The 26,718-nt window shown below is 61.8% G+C and carries 23 protein-coding genes and 1 pseudogene; 4 read left to right on the top strand and 20 right to left on the bottom strand.

Annotation, left to right across the window (positions count from 1 at the left end; translation table 11 throughout):
- Positions 1-27 precede the first annotated feature (27 nt).
- From WMC41_RS04470 to WMC41_RS04460, 3 genes are read left to right on the top strand one after another with little or no spacing between them, the layout of a single operon-like run.
- Complete coding sequence (locus tag WMC41_RS04470; RefSeq protein WP_432347135.1) at positions 28-1,197, top strand: mandelate racemase/muconate lactonizing enzyme family protein; 1,170 nt, start codon at positions 28-30, stop codon at positions 1,195-1,197.
- A gap of 33 nt (positions 1,198-1,230) precedes the next feature.
- Entirely contained in the window at positions 1,231-2,223 is a 993-nt protein-coding gene (locus tag WMC41_RS04465) for an NAD(P)-dependent oxidoreductase (protein WP_432347134.1), read from the top strand.
- 45 nt (positions 2,224-2,268) lie between these two features.
- Entirely contained in the window at positions 2,269-3,231 is a 963-nt protein-coding gene (locus WMC41_RS04460) for a hydroxymethylglutaryl-CoA lyase (RefSeq protein ID WP_432347133.1), read from the top strand.
- A 15-nt stretch (positions 3,232-3,246) separates the two neighbouring features.
- On the opposite strand, the gene WMC41_RS04455 is transcribed toward WMC41_RS04460, so the two are convergent.
- The 11 genes from WMC41_RS04455 to WMC41_RS04405 all read right to left on the bottom strand — a co-directional run bounded on the left by WMC41_RS04455 (position 3,247) and on the right by WMC41_RS04405 (position 17,930).
- Positions 3,247-4,149 carry a LysR family transcriptional regulator gene (locus WMC41_RS04455; protein WP_432347132.1) on the bottom strand — a complete coding sequence of 301 codons (903 nt, stop codon included), beginning with the start codon at positions 4,147-4,149 and terminating at the stop codon, positions 3,247-3,249.
- A gap of 129 nt (positions 4,150-4,278) precedes the next feature.
- Positions 4,279-5,526, bottom strand: a complete 1,248-nt coding sequence (locus tag WMC41_RS04450) for an MFS transporter (RefSeq protein WP_272804719.1) — start codon at positions 5,524-5,526, stop codon at positions 4,279-4,281.
- A gap of 27 nt (positions 5,527-5,553) precedes the next feature.
- On the bottom strand, positions 5,554-7,296 hold the full coding sequence (locus tag WMC41_RS04445; protein WP_432347131.1) for an ABC transporter permease: 1,743 nt from the start codon (positions 7,294-7,296) through the stop codon (positions 5,554-5,556).
- A gap of 171 nt (positions 7,297-7,467) precedes the next feature.
- Positions 7,468-8,592, bottom strand: coding sequence for an ABC transporter substrate-binding protein (locus WMC41_RS04440; RefSeq protein ID WP_272804717.1), 1,125 nt, complete (start codon positions 8,590-8,592; stop codon positions 7,468-7,470).
- Between the two features lie 31 nt (positions 8,593-8,623).
- Positions 8,624-9,742, bottom strand: a complete 1,119-nt coding sequence (locus tag WMC41_RS04435; RefSeq protein ID WP_432347130.1) for an ABC transporter ATP-binding protein — start codon at positions 9,740-9,742, stop codon at positions 8,624-8,626.
- 68 nt (positions 9,743-9,810) lie between these two features.
- Complete coding sequence (locus WMC41_RS04430; protein ID WP_432347129.1) at positions 9,811-10,731, bottom strand: HpcH/HpaI aldolase/citrate lyase family protein; 921 nt, start codon at positions 10,729-10,731, stop codon at positions 9,811-9,813.
- The gene (locus WMC41_RS04425) at positions 10,728-11,906 is read right to left on the bottom strand and encodes a CaiB/BaiF CoA transferase family protein (protein WP_432347128.1); all 1,179 of its coding nucleotides are present in this window, start codon (positions 11,904-11,906) and stop codon (positions 10,728-10,730) included. Before WMC41_RS04425 ends, WMC41_RS04430 begins: the two co-directional genes overlap by 4 nt.
- Positions 11,907-12,482: 576 nt before the next feature.
- Positions 12,483-13,748 (bottom strand): MFS transporter, encoded by a 1,266-nt coding sequence (locus WMC41_RS04420; protein ID WP_432347127.1) that lies wholly within the window; start codon positions 13,746-13,748, stop codon positions 12,483-12,485.
- A 4-nt stretch (positions 13,749-13,752) separates the two neighbouring features.
- Complete coding sequence (locus WMC41_RS04415) at positions 13,753-15,288, bottom strand: aspartate ammonia-lyase (protein WP_432347126.1); 1,536 nt, start codon at positions 15,286-15,288, stop codon at positions 13,753-13,755.
- A complete protein-coding gene (locus WMC41_RS04410) occupies positions 15,272-16,672 on the bottom strand; it encodes a M20/M25/M40 family metallo-hydrolase (RefSeq protein WP_432347125.1) in 1,401 nt (466 codons plus the stop codon). Before WMC41_RS04410 ends, WMC41_RS04415 begins: the two co-directional genes overlap by 17 nt.
- Positions 16,673-16,715: 43 nt before the next feature.
- Positions 16,716-17,930, bottom strand: a complete 1,215-nt coding sequence (locus tag WMC41_RS04405) for a trans-sulfuration enzyme family protein (protein ID WP_432347124.1) — start codon at positions 17,928-17,930, stop codon at positions 16,716-16,718.
- A gap of 113 nt (positions 17,931-18,043) precedes the next feature.
- Between WMC41_RS04405 and WMC41_RS04400 the strand changes: the two genes are divergently transcribed.
- Positions 18,044-18,919 (top strand): LysR substrate-binding domain-containing protein, encoded by an 876-nt coding sequence (locus WMC41_RS04400; RefSeq protein ID WP_432347123.1) that lies wholly within the window; start codon positions 18,044-18,046, stop codon positions 18,917-18,919.
- 30 nt (positions 18,920-18,949) lie between these two features.
- Here the strand turns inward: WMC41_RS04400 and WMC41_RS04395 are convergent, their stop codons facing one another.
- From WMC41_RS04395 to WMC41_RS04355, 9 genes and pseudogenes are all read right to left on the bottom strand, one after another.
- The gene (locus tag WMC41_RS04395; RefSeq protein ID WP_244767714.1) at positions 18,950-19,726 is read right to left on the bottom strand and encodes an amino acid ABC transporter ATP-binding protein; all 777 of its coding nucleotides are present in this window, start codon (positions 19,724-19,726) and stop codon (positions 18,950-18,952) included.
- Between the two features lie 4 nt (positions 19,727-19,730).
- Positions 19,731-20,642: an amino acid ABC transporter permease gene (locus WMC41_RS04390; protein WP_432347122.1), complete on the bottom strand. Its 912-nt coding sequence runs from the start codon at positions 20,640-20,642 to the stop codon at positions 19,731-19,733.
- Between the two features lie 142 nt (positions 20,643-20,784).
- Positions 20,785-20,916, bottom strand: a pseudogene (locus WMC41_RS04385) (transposase domain-containing protein); the annotation flags it as partial.
- A 114-nt stretch (positions 20,917-21,030) separates the two neighbouring features.
- Positions 21,031-22,032, bottom strand: a complete 1,002-nt coding sequence (locus tag WMC41_RS04380; RefSeq protein ID WP_432344164.1) for a tyrosine-type recombinase/integrase — start codon at positions 22,030-22,032, stop codon at positions 21,031-21,033.
- On the bottom strand, positions 22,029-22,952 hold the full coding sequence (locus WMC41_RS04375; protein WP_432344161.1) for a tyrosine-type recombinase/integrase: 924 nt from the start codon (positions 22,950-22,952) through the stop codon (positions 22,029-22,031). Before WMC41_RS04375 ends, WMC41_RS04380 begins: the two co-directional genes overlap by 4 nt.
- Positions 22,949-24,190 carry a site-specific integrase gene (locus WMC41_RS04370; protein ID WP_432344158.1) on the bottom strand — a complete coding sequence of 414 codons (1,242 nt, stop codon included), beginning with the start codon at positions 24,188-24,190 and terminating at the stop codon, positions 22,949-22,951. The genes WMC41_RS04375 and WMC41_RS04370 overlap by 4 nt, the downstream gene beginning before the upstream one ends.
- 42 nt (positions 24,191-24,232) lie before the next feature.
- A complete protein-coding gene (tnpC, locus tag WMC41_RS04365) occupies positions 24,233-25,855 on the bottom strand; it encodes an IS66 family transposase (RefSeq protein ID WP_432348257.1) in 1,623 nt (540 codons plus the stop codon).
- A 75-nt stretch (positions 25,856-25,930) separates the two neighbouring features.
- Complete coding sequence (gene tnpB / locus WMC41_RS04360) at positions 25,931-26,275, bottom strand: IS66 family insertion sequence element accessory protein TnpB (RefSeq protein ID WP_109462507.1); 345 nt, start codon at positions 26,273-26,275, stop codon at positions 25,931-25,933.
- A complete protein-coding gene (locus tag WMC41_RS04355) occupies positions 26,272-26,673 on the bottom strand; it encodes a transposase (protein WP_288081970.1) in 402 nt (133 codons plus the stop codon). Before WMC41_RS04355 ends, tnpB begins: the two co-directional genes overlap by 4 nt.
- Positions 26,674-26,718: the final 45 nt, after the last annotated feature.

The following is a 26,718-nucleotide window of genomic DNA, read 5'->3' as shown; positions in this document are numbered from 1 at the left end:
CGCCTCGTTTTTCAGGGAAGAGAAAACATGAAAATCAAAGACATATCTTCGATCACCGTCGATAATTTCCGCACCAACTGGGTTTTCGTCGTCGTGACGCTGGAGGATGGCACACGCGGCTATGGAGAATCGACGCTGATCGGCACGGAAACGGCTGTCGCCGCCATCATCGCCCTATGGAGCGAACGGCTCATCGGACAGTCGGTCCTCGACGCCGCGGTCATCCAGGCAAACCTGCAACGGGAAAGCTACTGGCTGACGGGACCGGTCATGTCGGCTGCCCTTAGCGCACTCGATATCGCCATATGGGATGCGAAGGCGCGAGCGCTCGACGTCCCGCTCTATGCCCTTCTCGGTGGGCGCGTCAGAAGCCGCATCCCCGTCTATGCGAACGGCTGGTATGTCGGCGCGAAAACACCGGCCGAGTTTGCCGCAAAGGCCGTCTCGATCGTCGATCGCGGCTTCCGCGCCCTCAAGTGGGACCCTTTCGGCAAGGCCTACCAGACGATGAACCGTGGGGATATCAACGCCTCGATGGAATATGTCGCCGCGGTTCGTGCCGCGGTCGGGCCGGATATAGACTTGATGATCGAGGGGCATGGCCGTTTCAACGTCAATACCGCGATCGAGATCGGCCGCGCGCTGGAGGACTTCAGGGTCAGCTGGTTCGAGGAGCCGATACCGCCCGGCCGGCCGTTCGAGATGGCCGAGGTACGCCGCGCGGTCAATGTTCCGATCGCCGCCGGCGAACGGTGCTATTCGCGGTTCGACGTCGCCAGTCTCGTCCAGGCGCGGGCCGTCGACGTCCTGCAGCCCGACATCGTCCATATCGGCGGGTTCAGCGAGATGGTGCTCGTCAACGGACTGGCCGACAGCCTCAGCCTGCCGATGGTCCCGCACAATCCCAACGGCCCCGTCTGCCATGCCGCATCCATGCACATGGCGATGGCCTGGAACGCGATGGGCTCCCTGGAGATCATGGTGACGGACGTGCCCTGGCGCCGCCGCATCGCCGACGAGGGCTGCACGTTCCGCGACGGCTGCCTCGAACTGTCGGACCGGCCCGGGCTCGGCCTGAGCCTCGATCTCGACGAGGCGAGAAAGTTCCCTTACCAGCCGCATGCGCTGCGCCATTTTTCCGGCAAGCTCACCAATATCCGTCCCTCGGACGCGGAGGCTTGGTATGACGCCGCGTGACGCAAGGATGCCGCCGTTCCGGAGCCGTGCACGATGAGCGGGATCACAGTCGGCCTGTTGATGCCGCACAATCCGGAGGTCCAGACCATCATCGCCGCGGCGACGCCGCAAACATGGACGCTGGTTTCGAGCGACGGGGCGGCCGGAAGCGGCCGCTTCCATGAAAGCGCTCCCCTCTTCGATTACCTGATCGTCTATGGCGAGAAGCTCGACAAGGCGCTTTTCGAGCGCGCCACCCGCCTGCGGATGATCCAGAAGTTCGGCGTCGGTTCCGATGACATCGATACGGCGGCCTGCGCCGCGCGGGGCATCGCACTGGCCGTATGCACGGTCGGAAGCGACAGCGCCGTCGCCGAACACGCCATCGCGCTGATCCTCGCGGCCCTCAAGCGCATTCCCGATCTCGATCACGGCGTGCGCCACGAACGGGCATGGCCGCGCTGGGAATATCGAGGCCGGATCCGCCAGCTGGCGGGAAGCACCGTGGGCGTCGTCGGCTACGGCGGCATAGGCCGGGCGACAGCATGGCGGCTGAGAACACTCGGCGCCCATGTCCTGGTGCACACGCGGCGCGAGGTCGACCTTGCCGCGGACGCATTCGACAGTTCCGCCTGCGAATTCGGATCGCTGCGCCATACGCCGCATGTCGAGAGGCTGTTCGACGAGGCCTCGATGGTGAGCCTTCACTGCCCGCTCACCCCCCAGACCCGGGGCATGGTGACGGAAGACCTCCTGAACCGGCTCGGCCCGGAGGGGATTCTCATCAACACCGCGCGCGGCGCCGTCGTCGACGAGGACGCGCTGACGCGCGCCCTTGCCGAAGGGCGGCTCGGCTTTGCCGCGCTCGATGTCCTTGCCGCCGAGCCGCCGCCGGCGTCCCTGCCTCTCCTGTCGCTGTCCAACGTGATTGTGACGCCCCATGTGGGCGGCGGCGGCCTCGATGTGATCCGGGCCAAGGCGGCATTCGTGGTGGCCAATATCGAGGATCATCGCGCCGGGCGCCCTGTCCGGACGCGGATTTTATAAAACCGTACACGGCCGGCCGGCCAGCCCGTGAAGATGGAGAGACCCATGACGCTTCCCAGCTCGGTGGTGATTTCGGAAGAAGGCCCGCGCGAGGGCTTCCAGATCGAGCCCGGCCCCATCGCGGCCGCCGACAAGATCGCGCTGATCGATGCCCTCGGCCGGACGGGGCTGAAATACATACAGGCCGTTTCCTTCGTCAATCCGAAGCGCGTGCCCGGCATGGCCGATGCCGAGGAGGTGGTCGGCGGGATGACCCTTACCCCCGGCGTCGAGTATTCGTCGATCTGGTTCAACGAGATCGGCCTGCTGCGCGCCTGGGCGCTGCGCAACCGGCTGACGATCGCAGGCAAGATCCGCGCCTATCCTTCCGATGCCTTCCTGAAGAAGAACCTCAATCGCTCGCATGAAGAGCACCTGGAATATACGCGCTATGAAATAGGCCGCTACAAGGACATGGGGATACCGGTCAGCGAGGCATCGGTCACCGCTGCCTTCGGCTGCAACTTCGCCGGAGAGATTCCGGTCGAAAGGGTTCTTTCGGAAATCAGCGCCCTCAAGGCGCTGATCGTCGAGCACGATCTGCCGATCAACGTCATCTCGCTTGCCGACACCATGGCCTGGGCGACGCCCAACACGATCAAGCGCGTCGTCGGCGCCGTTCAGGACCGTTTTCCCGAATTCAATGTCAGCCTTCACCTGCACGATACGCGCGGCATGGCCATCGCCAATGCCTTTGCGGGGCTGCAAATGGGTGTCGTCTATTTCGACGCGGCCGTCGGCGGGCTCGGCGGCTGCCCCTTCGCGGCCCATCGCGGCGCGGCCGGCAATATCAGCACGGAGGACCTGGTCTTCATGTGCCACGAAATGGGGATCGAGACCGGGATCGACCTCGACGCCCTGATCGAATGCGCCTTGCTGGCGGAACGGATCGTCGGCCATCCCCTGCCCGGACAGGTGATGCGGGGCGGTACGCTGGCAAAGTTCCGCGAAGGCGCCCGGTCGAGATAGCCTTCTTATGCTTGCCTACGACAGGCCGGCACAGGCCTGTCTGTCGGCAAACTCATGAAGCTCCTTGATGAGCGCCGCGGTCAACCGGGAAATCGACGGCATCTTCCGATAGATCACCAGCGGCGTGATCGAGACCGCCGGGCGGAACGGGCGCACGACGACGTCCGGCAGAACATGGGAAAGGTGCAGCAACGGCGGAACGATCGCCGTGCCCATTCCGCCATGCACCAATGACAGGGCGACGATGGAATGATCGCACTCCACATCGATGGTCTTGTCGGGAAGCACGGTCCGGAACAAGCTGCGGACCGCGCCGCCCGGAGGGGTCGTCCGGTGAAACGATATGATCCTTTCGTCTTCCAGATCGGCGGCATGAATTTCTGACTTCATCGCCAGCGGGTTGTCGGCTTTCATCAGGCAGATGAGATCCATGGCGCACAGATCCTCGGCGACGATCGAGGGATCCTTGACCGGGCCGTAGAGGATACCGACATCAGCCTGGTGCAGGGAGACGCGCGTGGTGACCTGGGTCGTCGTCAGAACCTTCACCGACAGTTCGACGCGCGGCCGGTCCTTCATGAAATGGGCGACGGGCAAGGGCAGGAACGTGGCGGCCAGATTGGGCGTCGCGGCGATCTGCATGCGGCCCGACAGGCTGTCGCGGAAATCGAGAGCCGCCTGCCTGACCTTGCTGATGTTGTCGAAGATGGTCTCGGCGATGACGAAGAGATGGTTGGCCTCTTCCGTCGGATGGATTCTGCCGCTGCGCCTGATGAACAGCTTCATGCGCAGCTGGTCTTCCGTGTGGCGCAGGATGCGGCTCACCGCCGGCTGCGATATGCCCAGCATCTGCGCGGCACCGGTGACGCTGCCGGTGCGCATGATTGCCCAGAAGACCTCGAGCTGCCGTATGTTCATCGTACCTCCCGAACGGATCGAGCCGTCGTTTCCATGAGCCCGCCCCGTTTTCGCACGGATGGAAGCCGCTGTATTCCCGCAAATCGCTTGTGCCCGCAAACGGACCCCCGTCTCGCTCTCCTCGTGCGACTAAGCTCCGCCCTCCTCTTCCAGCGACGCAATGATGTGTTCGCGCTGGGGAAACGCCCAGCAACAGCCCCCCAGCAACAATGCGGCCCCGGCGACGACCGGCCAACGCAATCCGAATTGCGCGGACGCCAGGCCCATGCCGAGCGCTCCCAGCGCCGGACCGCCACGGAAAATCAGGCCATAGATGGCGAGCACCCGACCGCGCATTTCCGCTTTGACGGAAAGCTGTATCGCGGTCTGGGCCGAGATCGACGCGCGGGCCATGCCAAAGCCCGCCACCACCAGTGCGGGCACGGCGATCCAGAGCGAGGACGTCGAGACGAAGACGAGGATGGCAATCGCAAGCAGCGCGGCGCTGGCGACGATCATGCCGACGAGCGCGCGCGGGGAGGCCTGGGCGTTGATGCTGAGGCCGGCGAGCATCGCCCCCACCCCCATGGACGCTGTCAGGATCGCCAGGCTCGTCGACCCCGATCGGAAGACATCGGCAGCAAAACCCGGCAGGAGCTCGACGATCGGCCGGCCGCCGACGCTGACCGCGATCAGTGTCACCAGCAGCACCCGCAGACCGGCATTGGTGACGAGATACCGCAGCCCCTCCGCCATTCGCTGCATGAAATTGCCGGACCGGGCGGCCGGCAGATTATCGGACACGATATCCAGTTTCGACAGGATGACCAGGAACGCGATGAACGACACGGCATTGGAGGCGAACACGATCGAGGGGCCGGACCAGTACAGCAGCAGGCCGGCGACTGCCGGGCCGATGAACCGGGCGAGGTTGAAGACGATGGAATTGATGGCGACCGCAACCGGAATGTCGGCCCGCGGGACAAGGGAGGGAACAAGGGCAAGCCGCGCCGGCTGGTCGAAGGCCGATACCGTTCCGAGGAACAGCGTCAGCGCGAACAGCAGCCAGATATTGATGACGCCCGTCACGGTCGCACCGAAGAGCAGCAATGCATGCGCCATGGCCGCCCTCTGCGTGACATTCAGAATGCGCAGGCGATCCCTTCTGTCCGCCAGCGTGCCGGCAAAGGGCGCCGCAACGACGGTCGGAAACAGGTCCGAGAATGCTATCAGCCCCAGCCAGACACCCGATCCCGTCAGCTCCCAGGCAAGCCATCCGACGGTCAGGCGCTGCATCCAGGTTCCGACGAGCGATATCGCGTTGCCGGTCGCATAGAGCCGGTAATTGGGATGCCGGAGCGCGGAAAGGATCGCAGAAAGGCTGGAGCGCACGGTCATCGCCCGCCGCCGCTCTGGAGAAAGACCTTAGCCACCGAATTTCACCCCGAAGAGCGAGCGTGCGCCATATATGAAGAACATCGTGAGGATGATCTGCACAGTGGAGAGCATCGCGACCATTCCCATGTTGCCGTTTGCCCAATACAGCAGCAACGAGGCCCCCAGCACCTCGTTGCCCGGCGTGAACAGAAAGACGGCGGTCGTATATTCCTTCAGGCAGAAGACGAAGATCAGGGCGAAGCTGGAGAACATGGCCGGCTTCATCAGCGGCAGGACGATCGTCCTCGTCGTGCGCCACCAGTCCGCGCCGATCACCCGGGCGCTGCTGTCGAGCTCCTTGCCGATCTGCATGAGGCTTGGCGACAGGGCCCCGAAGGCGAGCGGAATGAAGCGCATGATGTAGGCCAGCATCAGGATCCAGATGGTGCTGCGCAGCCAGCCCATCGGCGGGATGATCACCATGGCATAGAAGAACCCCATGCTGGCCACGAGCCCCGGAATGGCGCGCGGCAACAGCGCCACATATTCGAAGCTCCGGTGGAAGCGGAACTGCGAACGGTGAACCACGACGGTAATCATGGCGACGAAGAACGTCCCGATCGCCGCCCCGAGTGCGGCGATGACGAGCGTGTTGACGATGGCCCGGATGTTGGATTCGTACGAGAAGGCCGCGACGATGTGCCTCGACGTGAAATAATGCCAGAAAGGCGCGAGCGGCGACAGGACGGACACGCTCGCCCGAAGGAACAGGATGCCGAGCGGAACGCCGATGAAAATCACCGCATAGGTGAAAAGCAGCAGGAATGCCGGCCAGCGGAACAGGCCGAGTTCCACGGTGCGCGGCCGGCTGGCCTTGCCGCCGACGGTGACGAAGCGGCGCGAATTGCGCAGCATCCGCCGCTGCAATGTCAGAAGCAGGAAGATGACGATGATGAGGAACAGCGCCGCCGTCGAAACGATGCCGTAGTCCGGCCGCGCCGCGGCGAAGCCCTGGGTATAGAGCAGCGTCGCGAAGAGGTTGATGCCGGCCGGTTCGCCGAAGACGAGCGGAATGGCCAGCATTTCCAGCGCGCCGGTGAAATTCAGGATGATGCTGTAGAAGATCGCCGGCAACAGCAACGGCAGGGTGACCGCCCAGAGCGTGCGGAACGGACCGGACCCGCAGGTCCGCGCGGCATCCTCGAGCGTCGCCTCGGAGAGCGCCGTCGACGCCGAGCAGTAGAGGAAGGTCAGCGGCGCGATCGAGACGCCGGCGATGAGCGACATCCCGCCGAGCGAATAGAGGTTCCACGGCTCGACGCCGAGAACGGACTTTATCATCAGCGTGATGTATCCGGCCGGGCCGTAGACGATGAACCAGCCGAAGGCCATGACGAGATGCGAAATGAAGATCGGCCAGAGCAGCAACCCGCTCAGGAACCGTCGCCCCGGCATGTTCGTCCGCCCGATCAGGATCGCGGCGATGACGCCGATCGACGTGCCGATAAGGGTGGACAGGAGCGCGAAAACGAGGGTGTTCCAGATGGCTTCCAGGAACACCGGGGACGAAAGAAGCCGGACATAGTTGTCGAGCGTGTATTGCTGGCCGGTGTCATAGAGGGGCCGGTCGACAAAGGACTGGTAGATGATCGGCGAAATCGGCCCCAGGACCAGGACAATCGTGAAGGCGTAAAGTGCATATTGGATCAGTGTGGACCGGTCGATCCCGAAGGAGCGCGGCCGGAACGATGCGTTTGCCTGATCGGTGGTCCCGTCTGCGAACTGCGCCATGTGCAGGAATCCTCAATTTCCGCCGCTGAACTGCGAAAAAGCCCAGCGGAAACAGAGTGTCGGTAAAGGGGGAGTACCGGCCACGCCGGAGGTCCTCGTCGAGGCGGACGCTCCGGGCTGTCAGGCCCGGAGCGTCGCGCTTTTCGCAGCTGGCCGGCAACGGAATGCCGGTCAGGCGATGCCGTTGGCCGCCTTCCACTTCGCGACGAACGTCTCGTATTGCTTCGGCATCTCGGGATCGTAGCCGATGGGCAGGACGTTCGCCTCGCCGACCTGCTCGACGAACGAGGACCGGATGTCCGCACCGTCGAGCTCCTCCTGCCGGATGTCCATCCGCGCCGGCAGCTTGCCCGCGCTCGCATAGGCGATCTGACCGTCGCGCGAGAGCAGGTAGTCCAGCATGAGCCGCGCGGCGTTCGGGCTCTTGCCGCTCTTCGTGATGCCAAGGCCGCGGACCGAAATCGGGCAGCCGTCGAGCGTATAGGAAATGCCCAGGATATCCGCCACGGAAGGGTCCTGGACGGCCACGCGCGCACTCTGGTTGGCGGCGAGATAGGCGAGCGCATATTCCCCCGACAGGGTCTTCTCGATCATCGTGCCCATCGAGCGTTCATAGCGGGTCTGCGGTCCGACGACGCCATACCAATCCCAGATCTTGTCGCCGTGGTGCTTTGCCAGCGTATAGTGCACGCTGTAGCCGAAGCCGGTGAGGTGCGCGCCGTAGCTGGTCAGCTTTCCGTTGAAGATCTCCGGATGGCTACGCACGACCTCGACCATGTCCTCGAAGCGGGTCGGGCGCAGGTTTTCGGGCACCACCAGGCTGTTCCACATGAAGACCACCGGGTCGCCGCCGCCGGTGTAAAGGCCCGGATGGGGCGACGATGCGTGATCCGCATAGGCCGGGGTTTCCGGCGATGCGTAGTCGAGCACCTCGTTGCGCGTAATCAGGTTGAGCCAGGCATCCGGAGCGGCGGCGAAGATGAGGCTCGCCGTCGGGCTGCCCGTGCCGACCTCGTTGAGATAGCGCTCGATGACGCCGTAGTTGTCGCCTTCGAGATAATCGACGGAGAGCCAGGGATAGAGTTTCTTGAACCCGTCGAAGAGCCGCGTCATCTGGGCCGGCGCGACACCGCCGTACATCAGCAGGTTGGGCTCCGAACGGGACGCCTCGACGATTTCCTGATAGCTCGCGGGATAACCGTTCGGCAGGGCCGCCTGGGCCCTCAGGATCGACGGGAACATGCCCGCCAGTGCACCGGCGCCGGTCAGCGCCAGGAATTGTCTTCTTTCAAACATTGTGGTTCCTCCCTTGTTTTCATTTATGCTGTCAGGCCGCCTCCTCGACCGCGGCCGCTTTCCCCGATGGCGCCGGTGCGTCGAAGAGGACGCAGGCTTCGGCGGGAATGTGGATGCTGGCGACCTCCGTGCCGGGCTCCCACTCGCATTCGATCCGCAGCGCGACATCCCCCAGCCGCGCCAGCACCATGTGACGCGCGCCCAGGAACGAGCGCGCCTCGATGTCGACCTCGAAGACATTTTCCGTCCCGGCCCGGGCGGCGTCCCGGGCAAACAGGATCTTCTCGGGCCGCACCGCGATCATCACCTTGCCCGACGTGCCCTCCGGCGGCGGCGAGGGTGTGACAAGCGTTCGCCCGCCATCGAGCTGCAGCCGCGTCGTCCCCTGCTCCACATGCAGGATCTCGCCGCTGAAAATGTTCGCGCTGCCGATGAAGTCGGCGACGAAGGGGCTTGCCGGCGCATGGTAGATGGCCGCCGGGCTGGCGAGCTGGACGATCCTGCCCCCGCTCATGACGGCGATCCGGTCGCTCAGCGCCAGCGCCTCGGTCTGGTCATGCGTCACGTAGACCGTGGTGACGCTGATCCGGCTTTGGATGTCACGCAGCCAGAGGCGCGCCCGCTCGCGCAGTTTCGCATCGAGATTCGAAAGCGGCTCGTCCAGCAGCAGCAGGCGTGGCCGGTAGACGAGGGTGCGGGCGAGAGCGACGCGCTGTTGCTGCCCGCCGGACAGGGCGAACGGGTAGCGGTCGGCGTAGTCGCCCATCTCGACGAGATCGAGCACTTCCTCGATGCGCCGGTTGCGCTCGGCGGCGGGCACCTTGCGCAAGGAAAGCGGGAATTCCAGGTTCTTGCGAACGGTCATGTGCGGCCATAGCGCATAGGACTGGAAGACAAGCCCGATGTCGCGCCCTTCCGGCGGCACGAAAGTCGCGCTCGCACCGTCGAAGAAGACGTGGTCTCCAAGCGTTATCCTTCCGCCGTCAGGGCGGTCGAGGCCGGCGATGGCCCCAAGCGTGGTCGACTTCCCGCAACCGCTCGGCCCCAGCAGGGTCAGGAACTCGCCCTCCTCGACGGTCAGATCGATATTATCGACGGCGCGCACGGTCCCGAAGGTCTTCGTGAGTCGCTCGATTTTCAGCTGGACCATCGTCCACTCCACTCTCTAACTCGCCGGAAATCCGCAGCCGGCGTGCTGCCCGCAAGGCAGCTGCGGCATCATGCGGTCTTTGCAAGGGCCGCGATCGCGGCATGGTCCGCAAGCAGTCGCTCGGCGCGAAAGGCGACGGGATAGTCGACCATCTTGCCCTCGAAGCTCACGGACGCGGTTCCCGCCTCTATACCGTCGCGAAAGGCCTGGACGAGCCTTTCGGCCCGCTCCACATCCGCCGGCGAGGGCGAAAACTCCTCGTTGAGGATCGGCACGATGGCCGGGTGGATGCAGGAGGCGCCCTGGAACCCGAAGCGCCGCGACTGGCGGACGACGTCCCTGGTGGCATCGAGATTGGTGAAGTCGGCGCCGGAACTGATCAGCCCGATCGGGCTGACGCCGGCGGCCCTCGCCGCGATGACAGCCTGCTGCTTGGGATAAAGCAGCGTATCCACCGACGGCTCGACGCCGATGGCGAGGCTGAAGTCCTCCCCGCCGAGGCCGAAGAACACGACGCGGGGATCGGCGGCGGCGATCTCGTGCATGTGAAAGAAGGCGTCGGCCGTCTCGACCCGCACGCCGAGCGCGATGGAGCCGGGTGCAAATCCCCGCTCGAGCTCCAGCGAAAGCATGATCTCCGAGATTGCCCGGACGTGGTCGGCAGACCGGCATTTCGGCAGAATCACCCCAGCGAGGGCCGGAACGACGACCGCTTCGAGGTCATGCACGGTAAGCCGCGGCGAACTGTTGATCCGCACCAGGAGATTGCGCACCCCGTTGGCCGCAAGCCTTTCGAGCCCCGCCGGCGCTTTGCGCCGGGCCGCCGCCTTTTCAGAATCGGCGATGCTGTCTTCGAGGTCGAGAACGATGCCGTCGGCGCCCCGGGTATGCGCCTTGTCGATATACCGGTCGTTGACGGCGGGCACGAACAGCAGCGAGCGAAGCACGGACCCCAGCCGCGAGGGTGCGGGAGCGTTGAGCGTGGTCATGAAATGATCCCCTCCTCGCGCAATGCGCTGCGCGCCGTTTCGTCAAAACCCAGTTCTTCCAGGATTTCCGAATTGTGTTCGCCAAGCTTGGGTGCGGGACGATAGAAATCGCCCGGCGTCTTGGAGAAGCGCGGGAAGATGTTGTGCATGGGAAGCGAGCCGAGCTCCTCGTCCGGCACTTCCACCAGGATTTCGCGCTCGATGAAGTGCGGATCCTCGACGATCTGGCTGATGTTGTAGACCGGCCCGACGGTGATTTCATGCTTGCGGAAAAAGGCGAGGTTCTCGTCGAGGGTCCGCTCCCGGATCCATCCGCCGACGATCGCATCGACCTCATGGCGGTGCTTGAAGCGCTCCGTGTTGGTGCTGTATCGGGGGTCGCTCAGCATGTCCTCGCGCCCGATCGCCCGGAACAGACGCGCGACCATGGTGGGCATGGAGGCGGACATGGCCACCCACCGATCGTCGCTGGTCTTGTAGACGTTGCGCGGGGAAGACGTGCTGGACGCGCTCCCGACCCGCTTCTTCACGGTCCCGGTCAATCTGTAGCGCGAAGCCTCCGGGCCGAGGATGGCATACATCGGCTCGAGCAGGGACAGGTCGATCACCTGGCCGGAGCCGCCTTTCACGTCCCGATGATAGAGAGCCATCATCATGGCCATGGCGCCGGTCAGGCCCGTCACGTTGTCGGCAAGCGCCAAAGGCGGAAGCACGGGTTCGCGATCCTCGAAGCCGGACCGTTCGGCATAGCCGGACATCGCCTCGACGAGAGTTCCAAACCCGCCATAGGAGCGATACGGGCCGGTCTGGCCGAAGCCCGATATGCGCAGCACAACAAGGCGCGGATTGCGCTCCAGCAGCAGGTCGGGGTGCAGCCCCATCTTCTCCAGAGTGCCTGGCCGGAAGTTCTCGACCAGACCGTCCGCCGTCTCAACAAGCTTGAACAATATCTCCCTGCCGCATTCACTGCGCAGATCGAGCGTGAGACTCCGCTTGTTGCGGCTGTATTCCTTCCAGTGAAGCGCTACACCCGCTCCATGCCACTTCCGGAAAGGATCTCCATCCCGCGTATTCTCTATCTTTATTATATCTGCGCCAAAATCCGCCATTTTTAAAGTTATGAAGTTTCCGGCAACAAGTCTTGATAAATCAACTATCCTGATTCCCTCAAGCATACCCGAGCTCTTACCGGAGAATTCTTTTCTACAGAACTCCACATGCCCCTCCCGAAACAATTATCCTTTATTTATAGCTATAGGACAGCTATTTTTGTCGTTTCATTCTAGGTTGGCACCGGAAGGCTTCAAATGAAATATAATGGGTTCGGGTATAATCTGGTGTTATGAGGACTCCCTGTCCGCCGACACAAGGAGGCCAGGCATCCCTTGCGTCTTGAAACAGCGTGCCGGACATCTACACGAACGCAGACGGGATGATCGCTACTCTATCTGGGCTGTCTCAAGAAGCGGCACTGGAGGTAGTCGTCGATCCGAAATAGGCAGGACGTGTCGTAAGCCACGAGACGAGCAAAGCTCTTGAAGGGGCACGAGCCTGAGCCCCGCCAGAACGCGGGCAGTTATCGAGGGATGTCAATAACATCCTGTAATTTGACTAGCTCAAAGTCGCCGGAAGTGATGCACGGCTACGTGACGGCGTTCATCGACAGATCATGGACGGAGATGTTCATCGGCTTTCGGGCAGGCGACCGAAGTTGCTCACCGTGTCGTACAACAACGGACGATGCAATTGGGCTAGAGATGATCCCCGTGACCACCATGTTCGCCCGACGCGCCCCTCGCTGGAGAATGCCGCTTGGAAAAGGAACGTGCGGTTGGCGCAAGTGCTGCCGCTGCGGGGATGAACAGGCACGCCAGACCGACGCAGATGAGCAACACGTCTCGGCCAAGGACGGTCGCGAGCGGTGCGATCAGCGCCAAGCCTAACGGCGCGAGGCCATAAGAAAAAAGGAAGTCGATCGACGACACCCGCGACAGTCGGTTCGGCGGTATTTCGTTCTGGACGGACGTGAACCATGGCACGTTGAAGATCTCGATACCGACACCCGCCACGAAATAGGCGAGGATCGGGATAATCCTGATGTCAGCGAACAGCAAGCTGAAGGGGACGAGCCCGTATAGTGCGAGTCCAGCCAAGGCCACCCATCCTCGACGGCGAGGGTGCCATCGTGCCATAAGCAGGGCGCCGGCGAGGGCGCCGACCATGTAGGCGGTGGCCGTGCTCGTCATAAGTGCCGCGCTGCCGAACGCTTCCTGACTTATGCCCGGCAGCAACACCGAGGTGACGGAGTACCCTGCCGCAACGGTTACCGTGAGCGACAAAAGACCGGCCATGAACCAGGGATGACCACGCGCCTCCCGCGCGCCCTCACAAAAATCCCGGACCAACCGCCCGAAGGTGAGCCCCTCGCCGCGGGGCAATCCTGTAGACCTGCTTGTCACATTCGGGGGCATCAGCGCACTTGCCAGCCAAAGAAGCGCGATAACACCAAAGGCAGCGACCGTTCCGCTCCAGAGCGCGACGAAGCTGATGGTCGCTGGACCAAGAATGCTTGTCACACGCACCGCGATGCTCATGACGGCGTTGGCAGCCTGAAGTCGGTCTGATTTGACGATCTCCGGGATGATCGCCTGGTAGGCGGGTCGGCACGCCCCTTGCCCGACCCCGATCACAGACGCTCCTGCCAAAAGCAACAGAAGACCGCTGACCCCATGCGCATAGAGGCCTGCGATCATGATCGGGATGCTGCCGGCGGCGACCACCCCCGATACAAATATAATCTGTCTTGGACCTCTTTCATCGGAGAGGACACCTGCGATAGGGACAGCGACAAGAAAGCCAATCGTGCGCGCCGCCAGAGCAAGGCCAAGGTCAGCGGCGGACAATCGGCCATCGAGCATGGCCAGTCCGAGAACGAACGGCAGGGCCCAGGTGGCAAGACCGGAGGCGGTGCTGCCCAGCCAGACGCGCACGAAGGGCGGCGAGAAGAGCGCCTTCATGCCGTCATGGTCCGACACCAGCCGAGGGCCGCTGCATGGTTGAACCGGAAACCAGGCGTCTGAAGCTCGCGACAAGGTTCGCGCACCGGTTCGGATCGGCAAACACCGAAATATCCGCAAACAGGTCGTCGGCCTCTCTCTCGTTCATAAGCCCGCAAGCGATTGCAGCGTGACGGACAGACAACCCTTGCAACGCCGCATGCTTCGCGACCGCTGAAGCAGCCGGATACCCGTAGATCGCTGCAAGCGCTGTCGATAGCGCTAAAGACCTGGATGCGTCGTCCTGGGTGCGATCAACGTTCACCTGGACGCCGGAGAGGCATCTATCGACGAATAGCGATATGCCTTGCCTCAGAAGGCGAATGGATTCGCTGATTGCCTCAAGGATGATCGATTCCCAGACATTGAGGTCGAGTTCACCCTCCGCGGCACGCGTTACCGTCGCGTCATTTCCGATCACCCGAAATGCGACCTGCATGATCATCTCCGGCATTACCGGATTGACCTTGCCCGGCATGATCGAAGAGCCGGGCTGGACGGCCGGCAACGAAATCTCGCCGAACCCGGCCCGCGGTCCCGAGGCCATCAACCGTAGATCGGCGGAAAGCTTCGAAAGCGTGATGGCGATCGCCTTCAGGACCGCGGAAACACGGATCCAATGATCTGCATTCTGCAGTGCATCGAACAGGTTCTCCTCTTGATGGTAATGCGTGTCAGTCAGCGCCTGCAGTTCCTCATACACCAGGCGTCGGTAGTCAGCAGAAGCGCCAAATCCCGTACCGACCGCGGTTGCACCGAGAGGAAGACCGCAGCATGCCATCTCGCTGACTTCAAGCTCGCGCGCCTGGCGCTCGAAGGCTGCGCGATAGCCCGAGAACTGCTGTGCGAACGTGATCGGCAGGGCATCCTGCAGGCAAGTGCGTGCCAGCTTCACGGCGCCGGCCAGCTCGCGCTCCTTGTCGGCCAACACCCCGATAAGCCCGGTGAGAACATCCTTCAGCTTCGACAGCTCGTTTCCAACGGAAATCTTCATCGCGGACGGGATGACGTCATTGGTCGACTGGCTCATGTTGACATGCGTGTTGGGATGGACCGGATCAAATCCTTTGCGTCCGGTCAGGATTTCGCTTGCACGGTTTGCCAGCACCTCGTTGACATTCATATTGGCAGCCGTCCCTCCCCCGCCATGATAGATGTCGACCGGGTAATCCTCCCGACGAATGCCGCGAAGCTGTTCGAGCGCAGCGGCCTCGATCTCATCTGCGAGGCGACCATCAAGATCGCCTGCCTTATGGTTCGCCCTTGCCGCGGCCAGCTTGATGGTGAGGATTGCAGGAACGAATCCTTCGATATCGGCAATCGTCCGACCGGAAATGGAAAAGTTCTCTGTCGCGCGCACGGTCTGGATACCATAGGCGACGCTGTCCTGGATCAGGCGTGTGCCGATGGCGTCTTCTTCCAGCCGCAGTGCTGGCTGGACCGCAGCATCACGGGTTGCGATCGCTTCCTCCGGCATGGACTGGCTATCCTGCTGCGGCATGGTTTTGGATCTCTCCAAAAATCCTGACCCAGCTTCGTGCGCCCTTCAGCAGCCGTTCAGTGTCGTATCGCTCATCAGGGGCGTGGATGGCATCAGATGGCAGGATAAAGCCTATGACCACACATTCCGCGCCAAGAACGTCGCTGAACTGTTGCACGAGCGGGATCGCGCCACCGGTTCCGCGCAAGATCGCCGGCATGCCCCACTCCTCCCGCAGACCGCGCGCCGCAGCAGCAAGAAAAGGACTGTGCTGCGAGAGAACGACGGCGGAACTGCCGCCGGAGCCTTCGAACTCCACGCTGCAGCCCGGCGGAAGCCTGAACCGAACATGGCGCTGAAACTGCTGCCTGATCTTCTCCGGAGATTGCCCGGCGACGAGGCGGAAGGAAAGCCGAGCTGTCGCGGAGCCGGGCAAGACCGAACGTTCGCCTGGTCCCTGGTTTCCGCCGGTGATGCCGTTGATGTCCACCGTCGGCCGCCCCCACATGGCTTCGAGCGCGGAGTATCCGGCCTCTGTTATGCCACCGGTCAGGTCTACGCCGCCATAGAGATCCGGCTCCTTTGCCAGTTCTCGCCACTGTTCCCGGACGACATTCGGAATCTCCTCTACGCCGTCGTAAAAGCCATCGATCGTCACCCGACCCTCTTCGTCATGAAGTCCGGCAAGGATCGTGCTCAGGATTCGGATGGGATTTGCGGCAACCGCCCCATAGTGACCGGAATGTAGATCAGGATTTGGCGCCGAAACCTTGACACGTTCATGCACCAGGCCCTTGAGCTGCGTGGTGATTGCCGGCTGGGCGGGGGACCACATCTCCGCATCGCAAATGAACGCGACGTCACAGTCGAGCCGATCGCGATGCTTTTCGATGAACTCCGGCAAGCTTGGAGACCCACATTCTTCCTCACCCTCGAGAAGGACGATGATATCGGCCGGAAACGCGCCATGCACCTGTTTCCACGCGCGCAGAGCCTCTATAAACGTCCAGAGCTGGCTTTTGCTATCGGAGGCCCCTCGCCCGTAGAAGCGCTGAAGGCCTTCTTCCTCCCTGACACGCGGCTCGAAAGGAGCATGCGTCCACTGGCCGGGATCGCCAACGGGTTGGACATCGTAATGGCCATAGAAGAGCAATTTGGGCCGCGCCCCGTTTCGTGCCCCCGATGATCGCGCGAGCACGAGAGGATGGCCACTTGTCGGAACAATTTCCGCAGGCAGGCCAATCGATGACAACTCATCCTTCAGCCAGGATGCGGCGCGCTCTATGCCATCTCGGCCTTCCGGCTCGCTGGAGATCGAGGGTATTGAGATCAGTTCGAGCAGCTTTCGAACCGTCGTATCGAAATTGCCGTCTATATCGCGCAGCACTTCATCCATTCTTGACATGGGATCTTTCCTTTCCAAACCTCGAAATGCAGGTCGGCTCAAGTCAACCGTGGCGAAGGGTGTGCCGCTCCGCGCGGGTTTCCGCGTTCGTCACCGCCTGATCGAGGCTCGCGAGCAATCCCTCGATATCGGCCCACAGCTCGTATTCGTCTTCCAGTCCAATGCTCAGGCGCAAGATCACGTCCGGGCCGGACCAGCTTGTGGCGCTGCGAAAACCATCGATCGACATAGGTGCGGCGAGACTGCGTGTCCCACCCCAGGAGGCACCGATTGCAAACACCTTCAGCGTGTCGAGCGCCGCGGGGATATGCGCGATCGCCTCATTCTTGAACAGGATGCTGAAAACGCCGCTCGATCCGAGGAAGTCGCGCTTCCAAAGGGCATGGTCCGGCGAGGTTTCGAGCGCGGGGTGCAGGACATGCTCCACGAGCGGGTGCAGCTCGATCTTGCGCGCGAATTCGAGTGCCACCCGCTCCGAATGGCGTAGCCGAACGCCGAAGGTTTCAAAGCCGCGAAGGACAAGTGACGCATCATCGGGCGAGACACCAATGCCCATTCGCCCGATCAGGGACCGGATCGGTTTAAGAAGCGCCGTATCCTTGATCGTGATCGATCCCATCAAGACATCAGAATGGCCGGAGACGAACTTGGTCAGCGCTTCCGTCACGATGTCGGCGCCATGCTCCAGGGGCTTGAAATTGAGCGGTGTCGCCCAGGTATTGTCGACACCGACAAGCGTACCATGTTCATGGGCGATCCGGGCAATCGCCGGCAAATCGAGAATTTCCATCGTGGAGGAACCCGGACTTTCGCACCAGACGATCTTGGTCGTCGCGCGCATCTTCGCACGAACGTCATCAGGGGATTTCGGATCGAAGAAGCCCACTTCGACACCCAGTCGGCGCAGATCTGTAGTGGCGAAGTCGCGCATGGGCGGATAGGCCGTATCGGCAATCAAAACATGGTCACCGGCCGACAAGAACGGCAGCACGGCAAATGCGTTTGCCGCCTGGCCGGAAGGCGCAAGAAACGTCCAGGCTCCTCCTTCCAGGCTCGTCAGCTTCGCCTCGAGGGTGCGCGTCGTCGGCGTGCCATAGAGGCCGTAGGAATACCCCTCATGCCCGCGCTCGCCGCGAGAGGCGTAGGCGGCGGCATCCTCGAACACGATCGTCGAGGCGCGATGCACTCCCACACCAAGCGGCGCAAAACCGTCCATCGATACGCTCGGCGTAACAACGCATTGGGTGAGATCGTTCATGGATGAACCTTTCTGAAGTCGCTCGGAACGCGCTCGGAAATCAATTCCGGAGCGACACGCTTTGCGCTACTGCTATTCGCTGAAGTTATTGCTGGTCTGTAGAGGTGGCTGCGATGAATCTGAGGCAGGTCGAAGTGTTTCGTATGGTGATGACGAACGGCACGACCGCGCGGGCCGCGGACGTGCTGCACGTCTCGCAGCCCGCGGTCAGCAAGATGATCCAGGAACTGGAGCGGTCGCTCGGGTTCGATCTCTTCCAGCGGATCAAGGGGCGGTTGCAGCCGACGCAGGAAGGCCAGTTGTTCTTCCGCGAAGTGGAGCAGGCTTTTCTTGGTCTGACCCATCTTCGTGGTGCGGCGGCACGCATTCGGGATTACGGCTCCGGTGAGCTCAGAATTGCCTGCCTCTCGGCCTTGTCGACGAATGTGTTGCCCCGCGCCCTGCACGCCTTCATGCAAAGCAATCCCAATGTCGGCATCACCTTCCAGGCACGGATGTCCTCGAACGTCCGGGACCTTGTCGCATCCGGGCAATTCGATCTCGGGATCGTGGCCGACGAGATCGATCGCACGGGCGTGGAGGTCGAGGAGTTCGCGCAGTTCCGGGTAGCGCTTGCCATGCCACAGGGACATCCGCTCGAAGCTCTGGATGTCATACATCCCAGCGACCTCGACGGACAAAAATTCATAGCGCTTGCTCCGGAGGATACGACCCGGCGCGAGGCGGAAGCCGCCTTTGCGCGCGCTGGCGTCACGGTCCGCCCGGTGATTGAGACGCCCTACTCGACGACGATCTGCGCGATGGTTGCCGCAGGCATTGGTATTGGTCTCGTCAATCCTCTCACCGCAGAACCCTACGTGGACCACGGGCTGGTCCTGCGACCGTTCGAACCGGCACTGCATTTCCGCACCCTGCTGATTACGCCACCCAATCGCCTTCCTTCCAGAAACCTCGAGGAGTTCATAAAACAACTGCGCGGCGCAATCTGAGCCCATTTCGCGTCTCTCTGACATGGCCGCTCACAGAACCTTGGATAGGAATGCGGCAGTCCGCGGGTTCTGCGGACTGGCAAGCATGGTTCGTGGATGGCCTTCCTCGACCACCTGTCCCTGGTCCATGAACACGAGGTGATTGCCGACCTCGCGGGCAAAGCCGATCTCGTGGGTTACGACAACCATTGTGATGCCGCTCATCGCCAGATCCTTGATCACGTCGAGGACCTCACCGACGAGTTCCGGATCAAGTGCAGAGGTCGGTTCGTCGAACAGCATAACCTCCGGCTCCATGGCGAGCGCCCGCGCGATCGCCACGCGCTGCTGCTGACCACCGGAAAGCTGTCCCGGATAGCGGCCGCCGAAACCATCCAGCCCCACCCTGTCCAGGAGCTCGTTGGCCTTTTTGCGCGCCTGCTCTTTCGGCCAACCTTTGACATGGGCCGGCCCTTCCATGACATTTTCGAGTGCCGTCATGTGCGGGAACAGATGAAAACGTTGAAAGACCATCCCTGTCATGCGCCGCTGGGCAGCGATTTGGCCGGACGAAAGAGGATGAAACCGTCCGTCCCTCTCGACGTAACCCTGCAACTCGCCCTTCAGGAGGACACGACCGGCCGAGATGCTTTCAAGCTGGTTGATGCACCGGAGCAGCGTCGACTTGCCAGAGCCCGAAGGGCCGATCGCAACGCAGACCTCGCCCCGGCGCACGCGAAGATCGACGCCTTTGAGCGCATGGACCGGGCCGTAGAACTTATGGATGTTCTGCATCTCGACGCAGAATTCGGAAATATTTGCGTTCATGGCTCTACTCCGCCCGTGTCGGATGAACGGAAACGCCCTTGCCAAAGTGACGTTCGAGAAAATGCTGGCCGACCATCAGCAGGCTGGTGATCACAAGATACCAGGTACCCGCGACCAGCAGGAGCGGGATCGGCAGGTACAGCCTGTTGGAAATCGCGTTGGTCGCGAAGGTCAGGTCCAGCGTGAACGGTACCGCGAGCACGAGCGACGTCATCTTCAGCATGCCGATCGTTTCATTGCCTGTCGGCGGGATGATCACGCGCATCGCCTGCGGCATCAGGATCCGCATCCAGATTTTTCCGGGTTTCATCCCGAGTGCCTGGGCGGCCTCGGCCTGCCCTCTGTCGAGGGAGTTGAAGCCCGCGCGGAAGATTTCCGTGAGATAGGCGGACTCGTTGAAACCAAGGCCGAGGATCGCGGCCATGGCCGGCGTGAGGATGTACTTCGTCTCGACACTGACGATCTCTGGCCCGAACGGAATTGCAAGGCTGAGATTGGGGAAGAGAACGGCAAAGAGGCCCCAGAATAGCAGCTGGGTGTAGATCGGTGTGCCCCGGAAGAACCACACCCAACCATAGGCGATGCCGCGAAGAACAGGGTTCTCGCTGTCTCGCATGACAACGAGCAGGCCAGCGACAACGATCGCTACGGTCATGGCAACAACCGTCAGCAGAAGTGTCCATCCCACGCCCCGAATGACCTGCGGCGAAAAAAGGTACGTCAAGTACACATCCCAATGGAAGTTGGGATTGACCGAAACCGCCTGGCCGATCTGCAGGGCGAGAATGGCAAGGACCGCGACCGCGAGCCAGCGGCCGGGATGACGGCGCGGAACCACGATGTTTCGCGTGATCGCTGGCTTCTCTACGGCGACCGGCTTGAAGCCGGTCGCAATGTTTTCAACATCGGAAGCCATGAGCTCAGATCTTGACTTCAGGGTTCACGAGCGCCTTGTCGACGATAACGGAGCCGACGCCCCAGGTGTCGAGCAGGGCCTTGTAGGTGCCGTCTGCAATCAGGGAATTGATGGTGTCTGCGATGAGTTGCGTCGTAAGCGGTCAGCCGATGGCGTCGGACCTGAAGTTCCAGGGCATGAGGGCTTCGATGTCAGACGCGGGCCAGCCTTGAGCGATGCGGGTCAAGGTTTGGCAGAGCCAGGCGAGCGGATCAACGCTGTTCATTTTGCAGGTTTATGCCGACCGGCGAACTATGCCGAATGCCTCTTCTGATAGGAACGGTCCATGGCGCGTTCCCGGCAGGTTCGGCCGGATGCCGGTGGTTGACACTCGGCATAGTTCTCATGCTCAGAGGGCGTTCAGGAATTCCAGAAGCCGGTCGTTTGGTCGAAATCGCTCGGCCTTAGCGCGTTCGTACGGCTTCAGCTTTGCGAGTGCAGATTCCTTCAGTTCAAGATGTGCATGAAGATAGGTCAGGGTTGTTTCCATCGCTTCATGGCCCAGCCACAGGGCAATAACCGAGCAGTCGACGCCAGCCTGTAGCAACTCCATGGCGGCGGAGTGCCGCAAGACATGGGGCGAGACCCGCTTTGAGCGAAGGGAGATGCAGTGCTCACGTGCTTTGGCGACATATTTGTTCAGCAGTGCCTGCACGCCGTCAGCGCTGAGCTTGCCACCGTGCATGTTCGGAAAGAGCGCCGTTGCGCTTCGCTTTCTGGGCTCGTTGAGCCAGTGACGAAGGGCTTGCCGTGCAACCTTTGTGAGCGGCGTACATCGCTCTTTGCGGCCCTTGCCAACGCATCGCACATGCGCGCCCTGGCCGAGCATTACGGAGTCTCGGTCCAGGTCGACAATCTCCGAGACCCGCAATCCGGTTTGCGCGGCCAACAATAGCAGAGTGTAATCGCGGCGTCCCAGCCACGTGCTTCGATCCGTGCAGTCCAGGATCGCTTCAATCTCGGGCCTGGTTAGAAACTGAAGCTGCCGCTTGTCACATCGCTTGCTGGGGATCGCGAGCACACGCTGAATATGGGCGCTATGTGTGGGCTCCTCGAACGCTGCATACCGGAAGAAGGATCGGATGGCTGTGAGGCGGAGATTCCGGGTCCTCACTGAGGCGGATCTCTTCGTCTCAAGGTCCTCCAGGAATGCGCCGATGAAGGGAGCGTCCAAATCCCGCAGCGTCAACTGGGATGGGGATCTCCCAAGGCGCGTCTGTGCGAACGCAAACAGGAGCCTGAAGGTGTCGCGATAGGAGGCGATGGTGTTAGAACTTACACCTCGATGCTTCATAAGCCGATCTGTGAACCACCGCTCGATCAGCACGGCCAAGTCGTTCGTGCGTCTCATGACCGAGCCTCCCAACGCTTATCCAATCGCCGGACCGCATGGTTCATCAGTTCCGGCGCGGCGGACAGGTACCAGTAGGTGTCGCGAACATTGGTATGGCCGAGAAAGGTCGAGAGAACCGGCAGTTCGCGTTCCACATCTTCGCCAGCCCGATGCCAGTTGATCAGGGTCTGGACGGCGAAACGGTGACGAAGATCATGAATCCGTGGGCCATTGCGATTCCCCTCCTGCCGTAATCCGATTTGCCGGGATAATCGCCAGAACACGCGGTGCACGTATTGATGCAGCAATCTGCCGCCCTGTTCGGCGACGAAGAAATAGGGACTGCGCGGCGTACCAAGGTGTGCATCGCGTCGGGCGGCATAGTCTGAAAGGATGGCGATTGTCGTGGCATGTAGCGGCACTAGCCGTGACTTACCAAACTTAGTCTCTCGAATGGTGAGGATGCCCTGGTCGAGATCAACGTCGGTCCGGAGCAGGCCGAGCGCTTCGGAATGGCGCAGCCCGGTCACCGCTATCAATCCGAACAGGCAGTTATATGTCCATCGCCGAAGGGCGCCGGCCGGCGGCAGCGACAGTGCTGCTGCCAGAAGCGCCTGAATCTCGACTTCACTATAGATGTAGGGCTTTGTGCGCCGTGCCGGCGGTACAGCGTCGCTTGGTAGTACTTCCGTCAGAGGATCGAAATGAGCCAGGTGCTGGGCAAAGCAGCGCACGTCAACCAGGCGGACGGACCAACTCGGCTGCCGGCCCATTGAGGTGACCCACTCCATTGCAAGGTCTGTCGTGATGGTCTCGGCGCCGCGGGCTTCCATGAAAGCGACGAACTCCGACAATCGTTTTGCCGGACCGTCATATTTGTATCCCAGCCCTTGGCGCATGCCGACGTAGCGCTCAAGCGCGGTGCGAAGCCGGCTCATTGGGCACCTCCCGGCCAGGGCAGGCTCAGTTCACGCAGCTTCTCGATATCGAGCTTGGCATAGATCCTTGTACTGTCGATGCTTCGATGGCGGAGCAGTTGGCCGATCTCGGCAAAGCTGGCGCCTGACCGCAAAAGGTCGGTCGCGAGGCTGTGGCGGAAAAGATGGGCACCGTGATGCGCATAGCCGTCAATGCCTGCCCGTTCGAGTGCCTGCTTCGCGATCATCGTGATGGCGCAGCCGGACGCAAAACCCACGTGCGGCGCAAGAGTTCGCAAGAAAACTCGCCGACATGCCGAAGCGGGCCGCCCATGCCGGATATAAGCGACGATAGCTGTTCCGACGTCATGACGTAGCGGCATAGTCGCTTGCCGTCGCCCCTTTCCATGTACGAGGATCGTGCCGCACTGCCAGTCGATATCATCGAGATTGAGGGTGGCAACTTCGCTGGCGCGCAAACCGAGCTTGGCAAGGATCATCAGAACCGCATAGTCCCGATGACCCATTGCCGTCGTCCGATCACAGGCATCAAGAACCTTCTGGACCTTCTCTGGCGGTAGGAATGTTGGAAGGCCGGCAAGTCGCCAGCGGCGGATGGACGGCACGCAATCGGCCAACGCCGTCGAAATGAAGCCCTTCAGATGCAAGTAACGCAGAAAGGCACGCACGACTCCGCACATTGCCTTGCCGCTGTCGGCGGAGCCATCGAGCGCATGTCGTTCGACATACCCGATGACAATCTCCGGGGTGAGCGCTTCAAACCCGTCTGCGCCGGCAGGACAGACCTCCCGCAGAAATCGATATGACAGCAGCTTGTGGCTTTCCACCGTCGAGGCAGCGAGTCCTCTCTCATTCGACAAATATACCGCGAATACATCGATAATCTGCTCGTGCTCTGTACGCTCAACCGGGAGGGCAGTTGGTATTAAGCGCTCTTCCCGTAGCGCGGAGAGTAAGCGTCGGAGCGCTGATCGGTCGCCCGTGTCAGGGCTCCAGTGTTCGAAACGATGCTCAAGAAAACGATCGACATGAGCTTCGCTTAAATCCTGCGGATGATGTCCATTGCCAACATACCAGTCCATCAGGTCTCGAAACAGGCTCAGCGAGCGCCGCGTGCAGTGCCGACCCAAACCTTCGTTTGACATCTTGGTGGCGTAAACGCGCGCAAACTCCCGATATGGACCGTGGACCAGCTTCCGATACAGTGCGCTGCGCTTCAAATAGTCACTTGCGATCATATGTCCTCTCCTTCGCGTCAATTACGACGGAGAGACCCTAAGCTATGCCGCTGGGGTTACCGCTATGTTACAGAAAACGTTGGCAAAAGTTTGCTTAATCGGCATAGTTCGCCGGTCGGCATAAACGGCCTTATGCCGCGCGCGGCATAAACAAGTCTGAAGGAGAGTGGCCAATGTCGCCCAGGTGCGTCCACCACCTTCGCTGCCGGCGAATAGACTATTTTTTCTCGTGATTGTTTGAGGCCTGATCGCGCGTTCGACGATATTGGAGTCGATTTCGACACGGCCGTCCGCCAGGAACTGCTCCAGCGCGTCCCGCCGGGAGAGCGCATAGCGGATCGCATCGGCGGTCTTGGATTTCCCGGAGATTTTGCGCAGCTCTCTCTCCCACAGATCGAAGAGGCCGGTGACAATGACTGCGGACTTTTGCTGTCGCAGCGTCGCTCTGGTATCGGCGTCCCTGCCGCGAACCTCATCCTCGACCTTCCATAGCGCGCTCATGGCGACGACCGTATCCGTCGCGGCCTGCGAGACCCCGGTGATGTGCAGGTCGTAAAACTTGCGCCTCAGATGCGCCCAGCAGCCTGCGAGTTGGATCGTCTCGTTGTTGCCGCCTTTGGCCCGCGTCTTGGCCAGGCTGGTGTAGGCCGTGTATCCATCGACTTGCAGGATACCATTGAAGCCAACGAGATGCCGCGCCACGCACTGCGCACCTCGGCTGTCTTCGAAGCGATAGGCGACCATCGGCGGGCTGGTTCCGCCATAGGGCCGATCATCGCGTGCGTAAGCCCAAAGCCAGGCTTTCATGGTCTTGCCCGAACCGGGCGCAAGGGTGGGTAACGTCGTTTCGTCGGCAAAGACCCTCTCGCCTTCCTTGACGCGCTCCAGGATGTAGTCGGCGCATATCTGAAGCTCGAAGCCCAGATTCCCCATCCATTGCGCCATCAAGTTCCGGCTAATCTCGACGCCATCGCGCAGATAGATCGCTTCCTGCCGGTAAAGCGGAAGGCCGTCGCCGTATTTGGAGACCGCGATATAGGCCAGCAGCCGCTCCGTCGGCAGGCCGCCTTCGATGATGCGCGCCGGTGCCAGAGCCTGGATCACGCCGTCACGCCCCCGGAAAGCGTATTTGGGGCGGCGCGTCACGATGACCCGGAACTTCGGCGGCACGACATCCAGCCGTTCGGAGCGGTCCTCGCCGATCAGCACCTTTTCCAGACCCTCGCATTCAGCAGGGATTTCCGGTTCGATGATCTCCTCAATGCGTTCGAGGTGAGCGGCAAAGCCCTTGCGCGGACGCGGCGCACGCTTCGGCTTGTCCCCGGCAGCGCGATCAAGCTCGCACTGGATCGCCGAAAGACCCGTCTCGACCTCCTCGAAGGCAAAGGACACCTGCTCGTCATTGACGGCCAGGTGCAATCGCTCGGACCGCGTGCCATTCTGCGTGCGCTGCAGGACCTTCATGATCGTCGTGAGGTTGGCGATCCGCTCGTTGGCCGCCGCCTCGACCGCCTGCAACCGGATAACCTCTGCCTCGGAGGTGACGAGCCGAGCTTCTGTAACCGCTATCCGCGCCTCGTTTGCCGCCTGCTCGCGCGCCATCGCCAGGACCATCGCCTTCAGCGCATCGACGTCATCTGGCAATTCGGAAACAGGCAAAACCATGGGAGGAATAGAGCACAAAAGCGGCCGTTTTCCCAAGCGTTCCCGCGACATGATTCATCTTGCCGCAGGCCGGTATCAGCCCGTCAGCAGCGGTCGCCGGACCTTGGCTGGACGGATCTTTTTCCAATCCATTCCGGCCAGAAGCGCCATCAGTTGCGAATGGTCGAGACGCACCCGCGCCGCCGATATGCCCGGCCAGCAGAAGCTGCTCTCTTCCAGGGTTTTTGAATAGAGGCAGACCCCGCTGCCGTCCCACCAGACAATGCGGACACGGTCCGCCCGTTTCGACCGGAAGACGTAAAGCGCGCCATTGAACGGGTCGAGGCCGCCATCCCGCACCAACGCCATCAACGATGCGGCTCCCTTGCGGAAGTCGACCGGTTGGCAAGACACGTAAACCACAACGCCGGAAGCGATCATGCCTTGCGCACCGCGCCGATAATGCCCGCCAACTGATCCGGATCGATATCGCCGCGTACCCGGATGACGATATCGCCAACCACAATCTCCACCGTCGCGCCGCCGCTCACCTCAAAGCGCGTGAACTTCGCCGGCTCGCTTTCCATCATGGTTCGACCGCCCAATGGCACCGTCAATGGCGCCATCGTCCCCATGGAAAGCGCCTTCCTGCGCCACGCATAAAGTTGCGACACGTCCAGTTCATAGGCGCGCGCAACCTCCGCAACCGTCCCTCCGGGCGAAAAAGCTTCCGCCACAAGCCGCGCTTTCTCGTCATCAGACCAATGCCGCGGCGAACGTCGCGACGGCGTTGCCGTCAAAACTTCGAATGTCCGGACCTGATTCACCTTGTCGCTCATATGACTCTCCGCATGATTCATGCAGAAAATGAGCTTCCGCGAACA

The sequence above is a fragment of the Shinella yambaruensis genome (assembly GCF_050859155.1).
Taxonomy (GTDB): Bacteria; Pseudomonadota; Alphaproteobacteria; order Rhizobiales; family Rhizobiaceae; genus Shinella; species Shinella yambaruensis.
This window is presented reverse-complemented; position numbering and strand designations above follow the sequence as displayed.